Below are 20,776 nucleotides of genomic sequence, written 5' to 3'. Positions count from 1 at the left end.
TGATCGAACCTCGTCGAAAAGCCCTTTGATAAGGCTACCGACAATAAAGAGGATGTCACTATCGAGACTGGAAACTGGATCGTCGAAGACTACAACTCGGTCAGTTGTCATCCCGCTGTCAGACATGCTGCCTTTAAGCAAATGGTAAAAATAGAGGAAGGTAACAAAGGTCTTCTCACCCTCGCTCAATGTTGCCTTGGCATCGGAGCCATCCGAGCGCACGAGCTTGTAGGACGTACCGTTAGCCGCTTTCGCGAGCTTGAAGCCTTGGAATCCAAACGATGACAGTAGACTGTTAATGCCGTCAATCGTAGGCTGGACGCTTGTAGTTTGTTTTTCCAGCTCGCTAATCTGCGTTGCCTTTTTCGCCTTATCCGTTTTCGCCGTTATTAACTGCGTCGTCATCGCCGAAATGGCTTTGTCCAAGCTATCTTTCGCCATCTTGTACGCAGTGAGATCAGTTTTCAGTTCTTCAAGGACGAACTTCCAAACCTGTGCGGTCAGCGTCGCGCGCTCGGCAGCGAGGTTCGCAACCATATTGTTGTGCATTGCCACTTGGGTATTGGCCGTGTCAATCAGGGTCTTGATCGCCGCGAAGACGTTACTCAGCGAGTCCAGCTCGATCACCTGGCTTGCCTCCCTTTTCTTTTCAGCAAGGCGCTGGTTATTCAGCGTGATTTTCGTGTCAAGAAGCTCCTTCTCTGCTTTCAACTTCTCAACATCAAGGAACTTAGGCGGTGATGCAATGATTCCAGCAAGTTGTTGCTGAATTCGGGCAGCTTCGGTAGCGTAGTTCGTGACGAGGTCGTCAATTGCCTTGCTGTCTGTCAGAAAGGTCTCGTCAAAATACTCGTTCAGGCTTTGAGCAAATGCGTCAGTCGTATCTTGTTGGCAGAATGGACACACTCCATCATTTACGTCGAAATATCCTATACCTCCTCGAACCCAGTCGCTGTTTCCGAGCTTCTTAATCATTGCTGCGATATCGACATCTTCTTTACCGATAACCCGCTTCTGCAGAATTGGTGCTGTTTCATACGCGAGGAGTTTGCTTGTATCGAAAGCTGGGATTGATGCCTCTTTAGTGGGGGCAGGTCCGAAGACGCTTTCCGCTTTCTTCTCCAACTCTGCCAAGGTGATGAGTGCTGCAACATTGGATGCTTGCTCCTGAAGCACTTTGCCTTTGAACTTTTCCGAACTGTTCCGGTACCCCTCGAATCCGCCTTGCAGTTTCTCATCGTACTTCTGCTTTTGCACCCAACACTTGTCCTTCAGTCCCGCCTCAAGCGTCGCCAATTCTCCTTTCTTGCCACCATTCCCTTCCGCACCCTGAAGTCCCTGAGTTAGAGTTTCGATCTTGTTTGTCAGCGCATCCAATTCACTCTTTGCCGCTGCAATCTTTGCCAGCGTATCACTTTGCTTTTCACCTAAAGTGAACACCCCTTTCAATTCTGCCGATTGTGTAAAGTTCCGTTCCACGAAATCGTGGTTGTAAACCATCGGCTGGAGTTTCGTTCCCGCTCGCCAAATGATCTTGCACGCTGGAAATTTAGTTTCTTCCGAAATTATGCGACTGATAGTGGTTTTCCCTGTGCCGTTTGAACCGAACAAATAATTGAACGCGGATAAGCCAGCCAATATCTGCGGCTCATCCCCATAAGTTGCGACCCCTTTGATTTCTATTGATTCAATCAACTTTTGTCCTTCTAAATCATTTCACCTGGTGATCACGCTTTACTTCGAATCGTAGTGATTCATTGACCGCTGTTTCCAAGAGCCGGCAATTCGAGCCCTTCAATCTCCTGCAACGATTTGCCCGCAATTCCCTGCAAGTCGCCATACATCCCAACTGTAGCCCCCATCACACGCTCAATCTGCTCTTCACGTTTGGCCCACTGTTTCATAATTGCTTTACGTTCTTTATCAAGATCTTCCTGCATAGTGGAAAACGCTTCAACAATGGCTTCCACACGCTGGCGGAAACGTGGGCCGGTGAGGTATTGATAGACCATTTCGGTTTTGGTTTGTTGGCCTTCGGATGACTGGCGTGCCAGAGCAACTTCCAGCAATGATTGGCGTAATATCATAGCTACCGGTAGAGCAGCACGCGGATGTGTGACCCAGACACCTTCGACCAATTCGAAGGTTTCAACGCCTTTCGGCAAAATCTGACTCACGATCACAGCGATTTCTGCCTTTGCAGTTCGCTGATCATCGCGCAGTTTTACCAGCCACGCGTCGCTCCAGTTCTTGGTGCGCTTGAATTCCCACAGAATGGTGCCCCCAGTTTGACCACCTGTGCCGACAACACGGTGCAGCACATCTCCGCCGTATTCTCCCTTGGGCACTGGCTCAATCGCATCGAAAGGAAATTTGCTACGCAGCAGATTCTCCAGCTCAAGTTCCTGTACTTCACCTTGTAGTTGCTGAGAACCCTGTTCAGCCCTACGCTTTAGATCTTCGATCTGCTTCTGCATCGCGGTAATGGTTTGTTCCTTTTCCATCACTTTCAGTTTCTGCTCGTCTTCAGCTTCTTTTTTGGCGAGAGTGCGGACTTCGATCAATCCGTCCTGCACTCGCTTTTCTACGGTGAGTTCCAGTTCGCGCTTGGCATCATCGAGTTCACGCTGTTTCTTGATGAGCTCAGCTTGTGCTTTCTGCGCTTCCGCCAACTTTTCGTCGCGGGATTTAAGCACTTCTTGTAATTCGGTCAGTTCACGCGCTTTGTTTTCCAGCTCGGCAGCGCTGGCCAGTTTAGCCTTCTTAGATTCTTCCGCAATCACGCGAGCACGCTCTACTTTCAACTGTTCTGCTACTTGATTGGCCACTTGGTCTTCAAGCCTGCGCTTGTCTTCTGCCAGTTGCTTTTCTTTTTCACGCATGGCTTGTTCACGCTGGATAATTTCGCTGTCTTTTTGCGCCAGTCGTTGCTCAAACTGCCTACGCGTGGATTCAATCAGCGGAGCTGCCAATGATTCGGTTAGCTTAATTTCTGTTTTGCAGTTAGGGCAGGTGATCGTTGGCTCTGTCATAACAATATTTCTCCTGTTTATAGCTATGGCTATGAAATAGTCCAGCGTATTAAAAATAATTGATCAGATCGTATACTTTGGTTCATTTTCCCTTCAATCACCGAAATCAATTCTTCACGCTGCTTGTCTACCTGATCCTGTGCATCAAAGAGTGAGCGTCGCTTCAGATTGCGCTGCGCCTCTAACGATTTGATCAGTTTTTGTCCGGAGAGCTTTTCTTCCAGAGTCAGTGCAGTTACCGCAATACGGCGCGCTTCCTTGATTTGGCGGTCAATTTCTTTAATTTCTCTTTCCAAGCCAACCTTCAAATCATCTGCCCAGCCATCCAGTTTGTCAGCTTCAGCTTCGAAGAAACGGGCATTGCGTTCTGAAATGTTGCGCTGTATTTCTAATTGGCGCTTTTGGGTTTGTGCTTCCAGAGATGTGTTCTCTAAACTAACCTGAACTTGGTTAACCACATTCCCAGGAAGTGTCAGTAGTCGTGCAGCAATTTCCTCATCCAATATTTGGCCATCATCGGTTTCCGCTGCCAAAATAAGATGATCTTCCGCTTGATCGAGTGATACAACGCTAAAAAGCGAGAGAGTTAACCAGCCGGACTTGCCAATGAACTCTTCCAGTAATGTAACCTTGCCATCGTACTGTTGATAATCAAAATGAATTTCTGCTGGAGGCAGGGTACGCATTTTGGCCTGTGCAATGAGTGTTTCAGCGAGTGGGTGATTGAGGCGATAAAGATGCGCTTCACCTGATCGCCGTGGCAGTTCATATAATCCAACTGGGATTGTTGCAGCCTGTTCCGGGAAAGGCTGTTTCTCCAGGAGGAACGAGGAATCATCCAGAAACTCGGCATGGCCGTTGAGTTCATATTGGGTAAGCTGCATCAGCAAGCGCTCGTAATGATTGAGGTAAGCTTTAGATGCCTCGTCTCGCACTTTGAGCTTTTCACGCACTTCGTCATCAAAATTATCCAATAATTGTTGGCGCGTGCGTGTCATGGATTCATTGATTTCCAAGCTCAATTCGAGCTGGAGCTGATCAAAAGCTGTTTGAATTTCTTCCTGCATACGACAGTGCTGGTAGATGGCGGCTATGCGTTTTTCGAAATCTACACCTGATTCAATAGCTCCCAATACTTCATCGCTGGCACCAAAGACACCTTCAAATAGCTTAAATTTTTCTGCCAATAATTCGAAAACCCGTTTATCGGCAGCATTCTTGCGGTTAAGGAAGTTTACAACCACTACGTCATGTTTTTGGCCATAGCGGTGACAGCGGCCAATTCGCTGTTCGATCCGTTGTGGATTCCATGGCAAATCATAATTAACGACCAATGAGCAGAATTGAAGGTTGATACCTTCGGCACCGGCTTCCGTTGCGATCATGATACGTCCCGTTTCGCGGAAATAATCGACCAGTGCCGAGCGCATATCTGCGGTACGTGATCCTGTCACTCGATCTGTACCTTTGTGACGATCAAGCCACTGATTGTAGATAACTTTGGATTGATCGTCGGTATTAGTGCCATTGAAAAGTACAATACCTTCAGAAAAAGGACTGTCTGCCAGCAAGCGCAATAAATAGTTTTGTGTACGGCGTGATTCGGTGAAGATGATTGCTTTCTCAGCTGCGCCAAGTTCTTTTGCCTTGGCAAATGCAATACCCAGCGCTTCTAGCAGCGCCTTACCCTTAGCATTATGATCGATTGAAATCGCAAGTGCGGCAAAGGCATCAAGCTCGGCAATTTCCTGTTCGAGAGCCTTACGATCATCCTCGGTGAGCAATTCGGCAGGTTCTTCTTCTGTCCATTCCTCGGCGGTTTCATCAAGTGCCTCATAGTCCTGATCCAGCTCATCTTCAAGCGATTCTGCGGATTCCTGTTTGCCCAGCTTGCGTTTGAGTCGAGTTGAAATGGAAGTCAGCGCACCCGCAATGGCAAAGGTGGATGAGGCCAATAACTTGCGTAACACCAGTGTCATCAGGGAACGTTGGCTTGATGGCAGCGCTTGTAGGTTGTCACGTTGCAGATATTCTGAAACAAGATGGTAAAGACGATCTTCGCTTTCTTCCGGAGTAAACTCTTCCACCAGCGGCAGGCGCTTGGTGTATGGGATATAGGCAGTAACCTGGCGGCGTAGCGTTCGATGGCAAACCGGCTTGAGCCGAGCCTTGAGGGTTTGAAATACTTGATCCTGATTTAGATTAGCAAATTGTTCGCGGAAACTTTTTAAATCACCGAAAGTATGCTCATCAATAAAACTCACCAATCCATAGAGTTCCAGCAGTGAATTTTGTAGTGGTGTAGCTGTAAGCAGTAGCTTATGTTTACCCGCTAATGCCAGCTTCAGCGTATTTGCTATCACATTTGATGGCTTATAAACATTGCGCAGCCTATGCGCCTCATCAATAACAACCAAATCCCAGGGTATTGCATGAACATCTGTGGCCTTACTTTTTGCAAATTGGTATGAGCAAATGATGATTTCGGATAATTCGAATGGACGAAACTTACCTTGTTTGATTGCAGCGTTATAGGATTTGGCTTCGAGAATACAGCAGGGAAGAAAGAATTTTTCAGTCAGCTCCTGATGCCACTGTTTACGCAGGTTTGAAGGTGTGATGATCAAGATACGCCGTTTACGCTCTGCCCACTTTTGGGACAGCACCAATCCGGCTTCAATGGTTTTTCCTAATCCCACTTCATCAGCCAGTAGCGCACCCTTAGAAAGCGGTGAGTTAAAAGCAAACAAGGCTGCATCGACCTGGTGCGGGTTGATATCCACTTGAGCGCTGGCTACTGCGCCTGCTAATTTCTCGGCGCTATCTGTTGAGAAACGGCGCGTTAATTCGTATGCAAAGTATTTTGCCTGGAAAGCTGTAATCATTAGCCGAAGTCCATCACCAGTTATTCCAATTCATATCGGCCAGAATGATTTAAAAGACTTTCGACTATTTCAAATATGTAGAAATGTACTGTATATCATCTAAATAATCAAATTGTTGAAGTTTATACTTGAATCTGCCAAGACAGGATGTTTGGATCATCAGCAAAAATATTTCTCTGCCATCATACCCAGACGCAACAGTTGTTCGTCGTGCTGGCTTAATACCGAAAAGTTTGATGTCGCCATTGCTATTGATTTTCCAAATACTTGGCAAATTGAGGATTCTAGTACATTTCGCACGCTATTCTCCGGCCAGTCAATTGAATACTAGGGATGGCCCTTGAGTTCATTTCATAAGAATTTGTGCCGTTATAGAGGGATAGTTTAACCACACAGCCTTCCTCAATGAACCAAGAAGAAGCCTTGCCACCACAAAAGCTACAAGATGAAGTGCTCCGCAAGGTTGGCAGAAATTTGCTGATATTTCAGCAAATCGAGGGCCTGCTTAAAATGATTCTGGGAAAATCGAAAGTGCAAGGTTATGCACGTGAATTAGCAATTAAACAGGAGCAACGAATTAACGGGATACAGAAAGACATGATGGGACAACTCATCAAGCAGTATTTTGACGAAGTATTATCTTCATCCGATGAAGAACTGCCGGGGCCGCGCGCTATGGCCGAGCCGTGGTTATCTTGCTCATTCAAAATTACCGTTGATGCTACTTTCGCTGAGAATCAGCTCGAAGCCTCTGAAATAATGCGTGAAGAGCGCAATCGACTGGTTCATCATTTCTTGTCTGATTGGCAATCCCATTCTCCTGAAGATTTACCCCTGGCCAGTAATTATCTCGATAAGCAGAGAGAAAAGATTTTGCCTGTCTGGGTGCATTTGAAATCCGTAGCCGAGACAATGCAACAAGCTAGGCGGATGCAAGCGGAGTATATGGCTTCAGATGAATTTACCCAGCAATTCGAATTATTATGCCTTCAACAAAGCCAGCTAATTCAATTGTTTTGCGACATTGCAATGCAGATTGGTCGTTCTGACGGGTGGGCTTGCCTTGCACATGCAGGGAAACTGGTGCATATGCAATTGGCCGATGATGAAGCTCATATGAAAGCAAGATATGGTCATCATTCCTTCAAAAATCAATTGATTGCACCCGGTCTGTTCGAGATGTGGGATAAACCATTGCTAAACAGAAGATCCAGGACATTCTATCGAATACGTAAATCTTGATCACAATTGAAATCGAATTGATGGGAGGAACCAATGGCTAGAAGAAAAAATGGCATTGCTGAAGACATATTCAAAATAACTGCGGCACTGCCTTGGTGGATGGGAATCGTTCTTGCTGTTGCGGTTTACGTTCTTTTGCAACCTTATGCTGTTCTTGAGACGTCACTCCAGGCAACTCCTGGACAAATCAGCCGCGCGGTTGCCGGGCAAATGAGCAGAACGTTTGCTTATTACGGCCAATATATTTTGCCGCTACTATTTTTATCCGGTGCGCTGGCTTCTTTTTTCAAACAACGTAAACGTAAGAATCTTGTCCGGATTGCCGGTAGCGGAAAAACAGATGACCCGTTGCACGATATCAATTGGAGAGATTTCGAGTTACTTGTAGGCGAGGTTTTCCGGATGCGGGGCTTTACGGTTATTGAAAATGACGGTGGCGGAGCGGATGGGGGAATTGACTTGGTACTGAAAAAAGAGGGCGAAGTATTTCTTGTGCAGTGCAAGCAATGGCGCGCCTATAAAGTATCGGTCAGTGTCGTGCGTGAGCTATTGGGTGTGATGGTTACAAAAGGGGCAGTGGGAGGATTTCTCGTCACTTCGGGCATTTTTACAGCGGAAGCACAATCTTTTGCAAAAGAGCAGAATATCGAATTGATTGATGGACCTATGCTGACGGCGATGATTGAAAAAACGCATTGGATGTTTTCAAATAAGGTAGACAGAACCAAAAAGAATATCTCGGAATCGACACCTTCTACAGCTAGTGCGGAACCGATTTGTCCTCAGTGCGGAAATTCTATGGTTAAGCGTGTTGCAAGGAAGGGAGCAAATTCAGGTAAAAACTTCTGGGGTTGTGTTGAGTTTCCAAGATGCCGAGGTGTTAGGGCAATTGGTTTGACTAGTTAAATTCCGCACTCTGCGGGTGAGCCAATTGCGTAGATTTTATTAATTTGGTATTCAAAAGAAAGGTGCCCGACAAGCAGGTTTAGCAGAAATACAACGGCCCATGGTTGATCCGGAAGAAATCCTGTCGGGTTTTAAAAAGTAAAAGCCCATTGAATCGGCTTGATGAATTGATTAAGAAATAATGGTTATGCGTGAGATGAAAGAAACCCAGCACGCAAAGGAGGAAGAAATGTGCTGGGCTGTAAGCAAGGAATGGGAAAAAGTACATTAGTAGGAGCTACCATCCGTCTACGCAAGAATTAATGCGCTGGTAGCCGCGGTCTGCAACTACGAAGATACGTAAGTGCAAATGAATCATACTCTTTACTCTTACTAGATGCAAATAATAATGATTCTCATTAAATGATTTGAGTTTCTTTCAACTATGCTGAATCGCGCAAACTTTTTTTGCGTAATTCCAGACTTACTTGCAAGTTATCGGGTATTTTTTGGTCAATTTCCTATATATGAGCCAAGAATAAGCTCTCAAAAACGATTATTTCTGAATTCAATGGAGCGATGAAGCCACACCGCAGCACTTTTTGAATTTTAGTCCACTACCACAAGGACAAGGATCATTACGTCCGGTCTTTGGATGACTTCGTTTGATGGTCTTAGCAACATTACGTTCATAAATTGCTTGCCGGTAGGGTAGCCAATAACGATAAATTTGTGCCACACAAGTTGGAATTTGCTTGGTTAGTTTTTCTCTTTGCTTCGGAGTTTGGGTCAGTAATTCTTCTTCCGGGGAGATTTCATCAAAGCCAAGTAAATGAATGGGTTTTAATATTTCCCTGTTATTGGGGTCATCGAAAAATGGCTGCCATTGTTCGCGAGACAATGTAAGCCCTTGAATATAGCCATAGGCCCAACCTTCACCATCCATATACTCTCGATTCCGGTACTTGAAAGCGGAAAGCACAGGCTCAAAACCTTCCGGGTCATCCTGCAGCATCCAGATAATGCCGTTCATGTGACGCAGGATCAGTTGTAGGATATGTTCCGCCTGTTTCATCGATACGAACCTGGGTTTATGTTCTTCGCTTGATCCCCAAATACCTGGCAACCAGTCATTAAGCGACAATGTAACAGGCCCAGACACTATAGCGGTCAAATAGCCATCCAATATATCAAGCGTCATCGTTTCATCAGAGGTAATATCCGATATTAGGAAATTGTCGAGCTCGTCCATTTCCTCTTGCGACAATGGCAGTAGCTCTTTGGGGATTTTGCTATCTTCAGGCATGGAAAAGATTTGGTTCGAGTAAATGCTTCATTCAGGTTCCGTTATCATCTCAACAGTTTATCAAACCATTAAATTGTCGGTTTCAGCTAGTTTACACTGATCAACAGCAAACCCTTCAGCTCAAATATCAGATAGATATTCTGCATATTTGAATTATAGGCAAAGACATTCGCCGGAAATTTAAGGATACCTACAAATCAACTATGATGGTTAAAGCTTGCTTGATCGCGTGCAAATATTCATTCTCAACGATTCCTTGCTTTTTGCCAATTCGAGAGATATCAATTGCACGCAATTGTTTGAGATTGATATGACGATCCATATCTAACCCATTATCATTTGTTGGCGTCAAATTTACTGCAAATGGCCAAGGCCTATGATTAGGAAGCAAAGGCGCCACAATCAACGTTTTTGATTGTATATTCACCAGATCATTTTGAATGATCACGCATGGTCGCAGTTTTTGAGTTTCAGCACCGAGAGATGAGTCCAAATCCACCCAGTAAATATCAAGTTGCTTAAACTCTGTCATTCGTTAGCCCGTCCGATAGAGCTGTGTCCCATTCTTTTAATTCATCCTGATACTCAGAATCAGCAGCTTCTTCTTGGTTTGCTTTTAGCAGAGCTTGCTTAAGATGATTCATTCGTTCCTGTTTTAGTAGCTCATTAATATATGCGCTACGATTTTCACCGGCAATACTATTAAGAAATATAAAACTCTCATCATCCAATGTAATTGTCGTTCGGTGGGTCATTATAAACTCCCGCTAAAGTGAATATATTTTTATCATACTATATGGTGATTTAGTTTTACACTCTATCAATTAGTAAAATGACATTTATATATGTGATAATGTCCTTTATCACATGTATGAATAAGTGTAAAATTCACTCATCACGATTGCATTTTGTCCTAACCAAAAATGTCGAATCTAACTTCTCTGACAAAATTTTCCTGCCCGACATTAGTCACTGCATCCGGTGAACGAGCCAGAATTCGTTTTCTGGAATTCTTTGCATCCAATATTCGAAATCCTCATACTCGTCGTGCATATGTTCGCGCAGTTTTGGATTTTTTGAATTGGTGTCAGACCGAGGCTCAGGTTGCCGCATTGATTGATATTGAGCCATTACATGTAGCCGCTTGGATTGAATTACAAACCAGACGACTATCGGCACCCAGTGTCAAGCAACATTTGGCGGCTATACGGCATTTATTTGATTGGCTCGTAATCGGCCAAATTGTAGCCACCAATCCAGCCTCGTCCGTTAGAGGCCCTGCTCATCGCGTTAAAACCGGTAAAACTCCCATTTTAGATAGTGAAGATACCCGGCAATTATTGAACAGCATCGATGTCAGCAAACCTTCAGGCTTAAGAGATCGGGCGCTGATTGCATTGATGGTTTACTCATTTGCTCGGATTGGTGCGGCTTTAGCGATGAAAGTTGAGGATGTTTATACGCAAAACAGAAGGCTCTGGGTACGTTTGCACGAAAAAGGTGGCAAACGACATGAAATGCCCTGTCACCATAATCTGGAAGAGTATTTAAGTGCCTATATTAATGAGACTAATCTGCGTGATGATCCGAAGGGTTTTCTTTTTCGTACCATTGGCCGCGGAACCGGACAACTAACCTCTTCTCCTTTAGTACAAGCCAATGCTCATGCCATGATACAAAGACACATTAATAAATCAGGTATCGCAACAAAAGTTGGCAATCATAGTTTTAGGGCTACCGGCATTACTGCTTACCTTAAAAATGGCGGAACTTTAGAAAAAGCGGCAATTATGGCGAACCACTCCAGTACACGTACCACACAGCTATATGACCGGCGCCGCGATGATATGACGCTTGATGAAGTGGAAAGAATTATGATCTAAATGTTTTTCAGAATGCACTGACGATGCTATTCATAACGATGAGCCAAAACTTTCTCTTATGCAATCACATCGTTTTGTCCAACTGCCGCTGACGGGATATACTATAACGTGCAATTGGCCGCCGGGCCTGAGTACTCGGAATGCTTCCGTAAGCGCTCGTCGCTTATCTTGCGATGGCAGGTGATGCAGCATCAGACTGATAAATGCACGGTCAAAACTTTCGTTCGGATAGGGTAGATTAATCGCCGTTCCTTGTTGCAGCAGGATAGTTTTATCTGCTTGCTTGGCTTTTCTTTGAGCGATATTCAATATCTCAGGATCTACGTCGAGTCCATACACTAATGCATCCGAATGAGTGTGTTTGATCTGCAAAGTAAGAGTGCCTGTGCCGCAGCCTATATCTAATATTTCATGACCTGGTTGAATACTGGCTTGCGCAATCAATGCAGACTTTAATGCTTCCTCAGGAAATAAGTGCCGCATGACCGGATCATACCAACGCGTCAGCCAGTGAAAATAAAACACAGGGATATAACGGGGGTCTCTCTTCATCGCGACCGTCCTCTCAATTTTTATGTTTTTAGTGAGCGCTTAATCGATATTTCCTTAACTAGTACATAAATTGCAGGAAAAATAATCAGCGTCAATATCGTCGCTGAAACCATGCCACCAACCATCGGAGCCGCGATTCGCCGAGTCAGCTCGGAACCCGTGCCACTACTCAGCATAACGGGCAGCAGACCTAGAATACTTCCGGCAATAGTCATCATGACAGAACGTATCCGAGTAACAGCGCCTTCAGTCACTGCAAAGTAAAGGTCTTCAATGGTGATTTCCTCACCTGCGGCTTGACGCTTCTCGCGCATCTCCGTCAGAGCCTGATCGAGAAACTCCAGCATCACCATACCGGACTCAGCCGCAATGCCGACCAAACCGATGAAACCTACTGCCACCGCGATACTTATATTATAGTCGAGCCAAAACATCAGCCAGATACCGCCGACCAGAGAAAAGGGAACTGATAGCATAACGATCATAGTTTCGGTCAGTCGGTTGAAATTTAAATAGATTAGAATGAATACAAGGAGAAGGGTAATAGGAATCACCACTTTCAACTTCTCTGTTGCGCGTTCCATGTATTCAAATTGGCCGCTCCAGGTTGCGTAATATCCTGATGGAAATTCTACTTGTTCAAGCACAGCTTTTTGCGCATCAGCAATATAACTGCCGATATCTCTACCTCGAATATCAACAAAGATATAGGCAGCAAGCAATGCGTTCTCTGTACGAATACTGGGTGGACCTTGGATCAACTTGATTTTAGCCAATTGACCCAACGGGATCATGATTCCATTCATGGATGGAACCAGCACTTGTGTAGCAATAGCTTGGGGGTCACTTCTAAGTTCACGTGGGTAACGCACAGTCACGCCATAGCGCTCGCGCCCTTCCACCGTTGTGGTAATCGTTTCACCCCCAAGCGCTACTGTAATGACTTCGAGCAGATCACCTACTGCTAATCCATAACGTGCAAGCGCCATACGATCTGGTTCTATATCGAGGTAATAACCGCCCGTGGTCCGCTCTGCAAATGCGCTCGTAGTGCCGGGTACAGTTTTTATAGCCGCCTCAATCTCTCTGCCTAACTTTTCTATTTCACCGAGATCATTGCCGAAGACTTTGATACCAATCGGCGTACGAATACCGGTCGCCAACATATCCGTTCTATTTTTGATAGGCATAGTCCAGGCATTGGCTACCCCAGGAATTTGTAATGCCTGATCTAATTCTGCAACGAGTTTTTCAAGCGATATATTAGGCCGCCATTCACTTTCAGGTTTTAAGTTAATAATTGTTTCTGTCATTTCCAAAGGTGCCGGATCGGTAGCGGTATTTGCACGTCCCGCCTTACCAAATACTGACGCAACTTCAGGAAAATTTTTGATAATCTTGTTCTGCGTTTGCAACAATTCTGCTGCTTTTGTAATAGAGACACCCGGGAGTGTCACGGGCATATAAAGCAATGTGCCTTCATTTAGCGGCGGCATGAACTCAGTACCTAGTTTTAGAGCTGGATAAATAGTCACTCCCAATACTGCAATGGCGATAACAAGAATGCTTTTCTTCCATTTAATAATCCAGGGGATGACCGGTTCATACAAGCGGATCAGCAGCTTTCCCAATGGATTATCCTGTTCACGCGGAATACGACCTCGGAGCAATAACAACATCAGCGCTGGAACCAAAGTAATGGAAAGTAGAGCCCCGCCCGCCATAGCAAAGGTTTTGGTAAAAGCGAGCGGTTGAAACATACGCCCTTCCTGGGCTTCAAGTGCAAATATCGGTAAAAATGACACAGTGATAATCAGCAAACTGAAAAATAGGGTAGGACCAACTTCTTGACATGCTTTGATAATTGCATTCCTGCGCTCAGAAGCAGGAGCCTGGGGCTCGAGCCTCGAAAGATGCTTGTGAGCATTTTCGATCATTACAATGGCTGCGTCGGTCATTTCAGCAATAGCCAGTGCTATGCCTGCCAAGCTCATAATGTTGGAATTGATCCCCAAATGAAACATAACAATGAATGCGATGATTACGCCAATTGGCAACATAATGATCGCAATCAATGTACTGCGGACATGCATAAGAAATGCCACGCATATCAACGCCACGATAACGACCTGTTCAATCAATACTTCATTAAGCGTTGCGATGGCTCGTTCAATTAATTCAGAGCGATTGTAAACCGACTGAATTTCGACTCCCCCCGGTAAACCAGGTTTGAGTTCGTCGATTTTTGCTTCAACATTGTGGATGACCTCTAACGCATTTTCTCCATAACGCGCTACAGCAATGCCGGAAACAGCTTCACCTTCGCCATTAAATTCGGTAATACCTCGCCGCTCATCCGGTGCCAGTTCTATGCGAGCTACATCGCGTAGCAACACTGGCATACCTTCATGGGCTTTTACAACTAGATTTTCCAGGTCGCTGATCCCGCGCAAATAGCCTTTACCGCGCACCATGTACTCGGTTTCGGTGAGCTCGATCACTCGCCCGCCAACATCGCGATTACTTTGAGCGACCACATTGATTACTGTTCTGAGGGAGATGCCATATGTTTGCAAACGCCTTGGCTCTACCGTGATCTGATAGGTTTTCTGAAATCCACCTACACTAGCTACTTCGGATACTCCATCTACTGCGACCAATTGAAAACGTAAAAACCAATCCTGGAGACTGCGTAATTCATCCAATGTGCGGTCTTTAGCGGTAACAATATACTGATAAACCCATCCTAACCCGCTTGCGTCCGGGCCGAGTGAGGGTCTGACACTTTCCGGTAATTTATTAGCTGCAAAGCTTAGGTATTCCAATACCCGTGAGCGAGCCCAGTAAATATCCGTTCCATCTTCAAAAATGACATAGACAAACGATACCCCAAATGCAGACAACCCGCGCACCACCTTGGATTTAGGCACACTCAGCATCGCTGTAGTCAGCGGGTAAGTCACTTGATCTTCGACTACTTGAGGAGCCTGTCCCGGGTATTCGGTATAGACGATGACTTGTACATCGGATAGGTCAGGAATTGCATCTACTGGAGTTTTTGAAACAGCATATACTCCCCAGGCAATGATTGAGAAAGTAGCCAGTAATACCAAAAAAACATGCCGTACTGACCATTCGATAATTTGCTTAACCATGTTAATGTTCTTGGAGAGGGCCGAGATTGTGGCCTGCAGCAGGATATATGTGAGTAATTACATATGCTCCAGGAGATTCCTCAATAAATTCAAATATTACCTTCTGTCCAGGTTTTAAAGAACTCAGCAATGAAGGATTCTTTAAGCTGAAATCCATAGTCATGGACGGCCAATTAAGGCTAGGGACTGGGCCATGCGCAAGCTTGATAACACTTCGCGAGGAGGCTATTTCTTTAATGATTCCATCCGCTTGATGAACAGTAGTTGTACTTGTTGTAGGCTTACTTGAACTGACGGGCATTAGCTCGTCTGTTTTGAAATTATGTGAAGCATGACTAAAATTGCTTATCGCCGCTTTCATATTACTTTCGGCATCAATTAGAAAATTAGCCTTAACCACCACAAATTCACCGGCTTGAATCCCACCTAGTACTTCAGTAAAACCATCCGCATGCATACCCAACTTCACCGTACGCGGTTCATATCGGCCTTCCCCTAGATCAACCAACACCATCCGACGCGCGCCTGTATCAAGTACTGCCGAATCGGGAATGGTTAATACTTTATTATCATTATGAAATGAAGCAAACTCTACGTTTGCATACATATCGGGTTTGAGTAAGCCATCTGGGTTATGAAGGATAATACGTACGATTGCCGTACGAGTCTCAGGCGTTACTTTAGGGTAAATAAAAGCAACTTTTCCAGTAAATATTTTTTCTGGATAGGCGTCGACTCTAATGGTTGCCTTTTGTCCAGGATGAATCAGACCTAAATCTTGCTCAAAAACATCTGCCAGCACCCATACTCGAGAAAGATCTGCGATTTGAAAAAGCACTTCTCCAGGTGCAAAGCGTTTTCCTTCAATGGAAGGTTTTTCCAAAACTACGCCATTGGCTAAAGATCTTAATGTGACATACTCTTTGGTAACACCACCGCGCTGTAAATGCTGTAATTCAATTTCAGAGATATCCCAATTACGCAAACGCTGTAAAGCACTTTTAGCCAATCTTTGCATAGCAGCCTTGGTATCTGTATCGCTGTTTGCAACTGCTTGCAACCCTTTCTCAGCAATAAGATACTCCTGTTGAGCCGTAATTAATTCAGGACTATAAACATCCATCAACATATCGCCTTTCTTAACCGCTTGGCCAGTCGTATTGATGTAAAGACGTTGAATCCATCCTTCAAATTTAGTAACTTGAGTATGTAACTTTTGTTCATCTGCTTGTATCGTTGCAACAGCCCTGACGGTACGGATAAGCTGGCGCATTGATGCCGCTTCAGCTCGCACCCCTAATTTTTGAATTTTTTCTGTACTAATCCTGATTAAGGATTTATCAGTTTGGGATTCTTCGCCTTCATAAACAGGCAAATAATCCATCCCCATTGGATCTTTCTTGGGAATGGGAGAAGTATCGGGCAGTCCCATCGGATTACGATAATAAAGAATCTTTTTATCAAAGTTGTTTGTTTGGTGAGAAATAGCCGCGGTTTTCGTCTGGGATTGTGTATAACCCCACCAGAAACCCGCAAAAATCGCGACTGCCAGTGTAATACGGGTGCATTTAAACAAACGACACCAAAGTCCCATAGGATTTTTTTCAACACCACAGCTGACGTGGCTTTGAACCAAATCAGAGCTTCCCAATTTTAGTCCGATTTCCAGTCCGGATTTTTGGGAACTGCCAAGCCCATCGAATCGACCATTCGCTCATCCGAGAAGTCGAACTCACCGTGCAGGTTGAAATGCTTCCAGGTGGCGACCGATCCGTTACGAATCGCTTCGATCAGTTCCGCCCTGCGTTCCTCGTTTTTTTCTGATGCAAGCTCCTGTGAGAGATAGAGGTAATTCCAGCATACAGCAGCGTTCTTGATCAGTCGTCGGCAAGCTTCGGCAATCTCCTGGTCTTCTTTTTCGCTTTGAATGAACTCCTGGTTATGACCGAAAGAAACGGCCTTGGAAAATTTGTTCGAGCCCTCGACCTTGTTGAGCTGTTTTTCGATTGCCTGCCTGAATTGAAGATCGTCACAGTATTTTAAAATAAAGAGCGTCTTTGGGATCTTCCCGAATTCCTTCAAGGCTCGGTACAGCGGGTGCTGCTTGGAGTAGGAATTTAGGCGCTTGAAAAGCTGTGAGGCGGTCGTGACCTTCAATCGGATGGTTGCGATAAAGCGCAAAACATCATCCCATTGATCCTCGAAGTAATTTTCTCGAATATAGTGGTCTGGCAGTATCAAGTATCCTTGTTCCTCGTAATGTTTTCGGTGCTTGAAAGCATAGAGTTGCTGCCGACTAACGCCCTTGATTCGCGGTGCGAACTCAAAATCCAGGAGATAGGTTGACGCAAATATGACTTCTGAGTAGCCATGTGTGTCGGTCGAATGTATGTCGCTTTTGATGACGTCGTTGTGCATCAATCCGTCGATCACGTAGGCGGCCTCCCGTTCAGCGGAGCTGATCACCGTGGAATGCCACATTAGATCGCGCATGTCGATGAACGTCACCACACTAACGCCCTTGTCTTTGCCTAAATATTTGTAAGAGTAATTGGCGTTCAGGGAATCCACTGCCACCTCGATTTTCTGCCCATCGCTGGAGGTGTGCAGCACATCGGACTGATTACGGTAGATGTTCGGCAGGCTCATCCGATTGGTCAATCGCAGGATGCGATCATTGGCGCCCTGGACGTTCTGTAGCGAGAAGTACCAGTTGACCGCGTTGTCCAGCTCGCCATCATCGATTTGCTTGGAAATTTCCGCCAGTTTGCTGTGGCCAATATCACAGCCATAACCGATAATGCCGGCAAAGAGAATCTTCTTGACTGGCCGGGCTCGTTGATACTTGATCTGCCAATGCTCAAATTCGTCGAGAAAATTTGTAGCATGATCCACTGTCGCCAACATCTCAAGCATGGAAATATATTTCCGTTCCGGGAAGAAAGTTCCAAGAGACAAGCATTCCACCTCTTCCTGTTTGGGGGTGCTGACATGGAAGCTGCCGTCAGCCCGTATCGTCAGGCAAGGATTATTGCCTGCTATCAAGTTCTGGTTGGTTTCCTTATAACGGGCATCAAGCGTTTTTTCCAGGGCTTTTAAGGTGGCCTTGCAGTCGGCAAAGCCTTCGAGCCGAGCTCGTTGCAGATATTCGGCCCGATTGGCTTCCCAATCCGCCTTCTGGATCATGTATTCATCGAGAGAGCGGAATTTTTCAGAGTGTAACAGATTCAACGCACCGGACTTGATGGTCTCGGCGACCTCGACAAAGAACAGCGCCTTGTACAACGAAACGCGAAATTTGCCATCGGTAGCGGTCAGTGCCGCGCGCTGATCCTCGGCCAGAAAGTCCACGGGAGCGCTCTTGTCAACATTGCCGTCCTGTTGCTGATAATGGCATAATGCAGCCCACAATGCAGGTTTGCTACAGTTCGGCGCAAACTGCACCTGGCGGATAATGTAGGCAACGCGATGTTGCAATTTTAGTGAACGTGTTTCCAATAACGCAAAGTAGTCTTGGCCCTGCTGAATCTTTACCGCAGATTGCTTGAACTCGTCGATTTGCTGTTCGACCTGCGCTGGCTTGGCCGATTTCTCATTCAGCACGCCGTCGATCAAAACAACTTTCTGGCTGTCGTTCAGTTTCGCATCGGCGACGATAGTCCTGATTGCCGATAGTGTCTCTTGGACGTTCTGCCGAAACTGCTCAACCAGCGTGGTGAAGGACTGGTTACGCTGATCGCGTTCTCGGAAATAGACTTCCTTTTGTTCTTTCTCTGCGGCATTGACTGCCGCTTGCACGGCGCTTAACAGGATATCAATCAAAATGTCGTTCAGCTTGAAGGTCTGATACACGATGAAGGCAATCAGGTGCAGGAAGCGGTCTTCGTCCGCTCGACGCGAAACCTGGGGAATCTGGGCCTTGATGACCGAATAGGCGTAGTAGCGGATGCTTTCGTAGCTCAAGTCCAGGCGCTGCACAACTGGCATGAGGTCAAGATACAGTGTCTGCACGGTACCCAGGTCTGCCAAATTGGCTCTAATTTTCGCTGGCCGGGTCGATTGGTTGGGCTTCTTCAGCAAGGTGAGGCGGTAACGCCAACCCTCTTCGGTGCTGTTACTGGGTTCTTTTTCCAGCAAAGTGTCGAGATTGGTGCGTTGATTTTCCGTGAGGCAGGCCTCGATGATTTTGCTGAGGGTGCGTTGGTGGCTATTAAGAGCAGCTACGATCAGGTCGGCCAGCACATTGTAGCTGGGGATCGCAATTTTCTTAACTGTCAGCACCTGAATGATTTCCAGCAGAACCAGCTTGGGTCGGAACTGGACGCGGATCAGAGCGGCAATCTCATTGATAATGATGGTCTTCGCTGCTTCGTCGAACGGGCTATAGCCGAAGTAGCTCAGGATCGCTCGCTGATGGCGGGCATAGGTTTCCTTACTATAAGACTCAATGCAAACCTCAGATGGATTGATGCCTATTTGACGGGCGACATACTCAATATCCGTGTGGTGGAACTGCCGGGCAAAGAATTTGCGCCGTGCCTTGAAGTAGCCTGCCACCACTAGAAAACAGACTTTATTAATAGGCGTCCGCAAGTTCACCATTGAATCTTCGAGCAACAAAGGCAAGGAGAAAAACCGTTTTCGCTCAGAGCTGTTGAACACCGGTGGAGATTCGAATGCTTCCTCCTCCGGGGTGTTGAAAATTTTCATTCTTGCCATGGGGCGAACTCACTAGATGAAAAATGTACAGAAATTCTTTATACTTTAAACGATCATTTATACGATAAGAAAAATTAGACAAAAATACTTGATATTCCTATCGATATGTTTATCTTATAATCTGGAATTTCAGGTATTTATCGAATAACGTAATTATGTCGACTAAAGTGACTACAGCCACTCGCAAAACGGTCGCTTATCTGCGGGTGTCGACGCTCGACCAGGATCTTGAGAAGAACAAGGCGGATATCCTGAACTTTGCCAACCATCGCGATCTGGGCAAGGTGAATTTTGTTGAAGAGATTGCCTCCGGACGAAAGCCCTGGCGAGAACGTCAAATCGCACAGGTGTTAGAAGAATTGCAGAGTGGTGATGCCATTATTGTGGCCGAACTTTCGAGACTGGGCCGTAGTATGCTCGAATGTATGGAGATTCTGGCGCTCGCTACGCGCAAGGGTATCTGTGTCTATTCGGTGAAGGGAAGCTGGCAACTGGGCCATAGTATCCAGAGCAAGATCATTGCTCTGGCATTCTCGATGGCGGCAGAAATTGAGCGGGATTTGATTTCTCAACGAACCAAGGAAGCTTTGCGCTTTAAAAAGGAACAGGGCATCACGCTGGGTCGACCCAAAGGGCCAGGCAAAAGCAAGCTGGATATTTTTCGGCCGGAAATCGAGGGTCTGTTAGCGAACGGCTCAACGCAGCGGTTCATCGCGCAGCGTTACCACACAACAGAAGCAAACTTTCACAATTGGCTCAAAAAGAATGGGTTGAAGATAACCAAAGCCCGCACGCCATCGTGAGAGCGACTTTAGAAGAAGGTGGAGGAACAAGGTTGGCTCATTAGAAGTTTACGCCTTGTAATAACTCAAAATCCTATGGGACTTTGGTGTCGTTTGTTTAAACTCACCCTTCTTGAGATGTGTCAGTGTGAGCCTGATTGCGCTCGGCTGCTCGATTCATGGCCACGATCATCATGAGCAGCATAAAAATGAGCATGATTGCGCCAAAAATCACGATCGGCAGATTATTGACGCGCCGCACGCCGGCATTTTTATCGACTCTTTGCGGAGAGGAGTTCGACGAGAAGAGTTTTGAATGGGTTGACATCCTCCTC

At 45.8% G+C, this 20,776-nt stretch carries 15 protein-coding genes; 4 read left to right on the top strand and 11 right to left on the bottom strand.

Going from position 1 to position 20,776, the window contains the following annotated elements; genetic code table 11:
* The 3 genes from R2083_RS15355 to R2083_RS15345 all read right to left on the bottom strand — a co-directional run.
* Positions 1-1,695 (bottom strand): AAA family ATPase (locus tag R2083_RS15355; protein ID WP_317539063.1); only part of this gene is annotated, 1,695 nt, incomplete at its 3' end.
* 59 nt (positions 1,696-1,754) lie between these two features.
* On the bottom strand, positions 1,755-3,032 hold the full coding sequence (locus tag R2083_RS15350) for a DUF2130 domain-containing protein (RefSeq protein ID WP_317539062.1): 1,278 nt from the start codon (positions 3,030-3,032) through the stop codon (positions 1,755-1,757).
* Between the two features lie 29 nt (positions 3,033-3,061).
* The gene (locus R2083_RS15345) at positions 3,062-5,917 is read right to left on the bottom strand and encodes an SNF2-related protein (protein ID WP_317539061.1); all 2,856 of its coding nucleotides are present in this window, start codon (positions 5,915-5,917) and stop codon (positions 3,062-3,064) included.
* 405 nt (positions 5,918-6,322) lie between these two features.
* On the opposite strand from R2083_RS15345, the gene R2083_RS15340 reads away from it, so the two are divergent.
* Together R2083_RS15340 and R2083_RS15335 are read left to right on the top strand one after the other, a co-directional pair.
* The gene (locus R2083_RS15340; protein ID WP_317539060.1) at positions 6,323-7,159 is read left to right on the top strand and encodes a hypothetical protein; all 837 of its coding nucleotides are present in this window, start codon (positions 6,323-6,325) and stop codon (positions 7,157-7,159) included.
* Between the two features lie 33 nt (positions 7,160-7,192).
* Positions 7,193-8,065 carry a restriction endonuclease gene (locus tag R2083_RS15335; RefSeq protein WP_317539059.1) on the top strand — a complete coding sequence of 291 codons (873 nt, stop codon included), beginning with the start codon at positions 7,193-7,195 and terminating at the stop codon, positions 8,063-8,065.
* A 547-nt stretch (positions 8,066-8,612) separates the two neighbouring features.
* On the opposite strand, the gene R2083_RS15330 is transcribed toward R2083_RS15335, so the two are convergent.
* The 3 genes from R2083_RS15330 to R2083_RS15320 all read right to left on the bottom strand — a co-directional run bounded on the left by R2083_RS15330 (position 8,613) and on the right by R2083_RS15320 (position 10,105).
* Entirely contained in the window at positions 8,613-9,350 is a 738-nt protein-coding gene (locus R2083_RS15330) for a UPF0149 family protein (RefSeq protein ID WP_317539058.1), read from the bottom strand.
* 190 nt (positions 9,351-9,540) lie between these two features.
* Positions 9,541-9,882: a type II toxin-antitoxin system PemK/MazF family toxin gene (locus R2083_RS15325; protein ID WP_317539057.1), complete on the bottom strand. Its 342-nt coding sequence runs from the start codon at positions 9,880-9,882 to the stop codon at positions 9,541-9,543.
* A complete protein-coding gene (locus R2083_RS15320) occupies positions 9,869-10,105 on the bottom strand; it encodes a CopG family transcriptional regulator (protein WP_317539056.1) in 237 nt (78 codons plus the stop codon). The genes R2083_RS15325 and R2083_RS15320 overlap by 14 nt, the downstream gene beginning before the upstream one ends.
* A 168-nt stretch (positions 10,106-10,273) precedes the next feature.
* Between R2083_RS15320 and R2083_RS15315 the strand changes: the two genes are divergently transcribed.
* Positions 10,274-11,233 carry a tyrosine-type recombinase/integrase gene (locus tag R2083_RS15315; protein WP_317539055.1) on the top strand — a complete coding sequence of 320 codons (960 nt, stop codon included), beginning with the start codon at positions 10,274-10,276 and terminating at the stop codon, positions 11,231-11,233.
* A 30-nt stretch (positions 11,234-11,263) separates the two neighbouring features.
* On the opposite strand, the gene R2083_RS15310 is transcribed toward R2083_RS15315, so the two are convergent.
* From R2083_RS15310 to R2083_RS15295, 4 genes are read right to left on the bottom strand one after another with little or no spacing between them, the layout of a single operon-like run.
* Entirely contained in the window at positions 11,264-11,785 is a 522-nt protein-coding gene (locus R2083_RS15310) for a class I SAM-dependent methyltransferase (RefSeq protein ID WP_317539054.1), read from the bottom strand.
* A 20-nt stretch (positions 11,786-11,805) separates the two neighbouring features.
* Positions 11,806-14,940 (bottom strand): CusA/CzcA family heavy metal efflux RND transporter, encoded by a 3,135-nt coding sequence (locus tag R2083_RS15305; RefSeq protein ID WP_317539053.1) that lies wholly within the window; start codon positions 14,938-14,940, stop codon positions 11,806-11,808.
* 1 nt (position 14,941) lies between these two features.
* Positions 14,942-16,534, bottom strand: coding sequence for an efflux RND transporter periplasmic adaptor subunit (locus R2083_RS15300; RefSeq protein ID WP_411172559.1), 1,593 nt, complete (start codon positions 16,532-16,534; stop codon positions 14,942-14,944).
* A 59-nt stretch (positions 16,535-16,593) separates the two neighbouring features.
* A complete protein-coding gene (locus tag R2083_RS15295) occupies positions 16,594-19,659 on the bottom strand; it encodes a Tn3 family transposase (protein ID WP_107803771.1) in 3,066 nt (1,021 codons plus the stop codon).
* Positions 19,660-19,814: 155 nt separating this feature from the next.
* On the opposite strand from R2083_RS15295, the gene R2083_RS15290 reads away from it, so the two are divergent.
* Positions 19,815-20,462 (top strand): recombinase family protein, encoded by a 648-nt coding sequence (locus tag R2083_RS15290; protein WP_107803772.1) that lies wholly within the window; start codon positions 19,815-19,817, stop codon positions 20,460-20,462.
* Between the two features lie 103 nt (positions 20,463-20,565).
* Here the strand turns inward: R2083_RS15290 and R2083_RS15285 are convergent, their stop codons facing one another.
* Positions 20,566-20,769 carry a hypothetical protein gene (locus R2083_RS15285; protein ID WP_317539051.1) on the bottom strand — a complete coding sequence of 68 codons (204 nt, stop codon included), beginning with the start codon at positions 20,767-20,769 and terminating at the stop codon, positions 20,566-20,568.
* Positions 20,770-20,776: the final 7 nt, after the last annotated feature.

Source organism: Nitrosomonas sp. Is35 (assembly GCF_033063295.1).
Lineage (GTDB): Bacteria > Pseudomonadota > Gammaproteobacteria > Burkholderiales > Nitrosomonadaceae > Nitrosomonas.
Note: the sequence above shows the minus strand (reverse complement) of the source record. Positions and strands in the feature narration are given on the sequence as shown.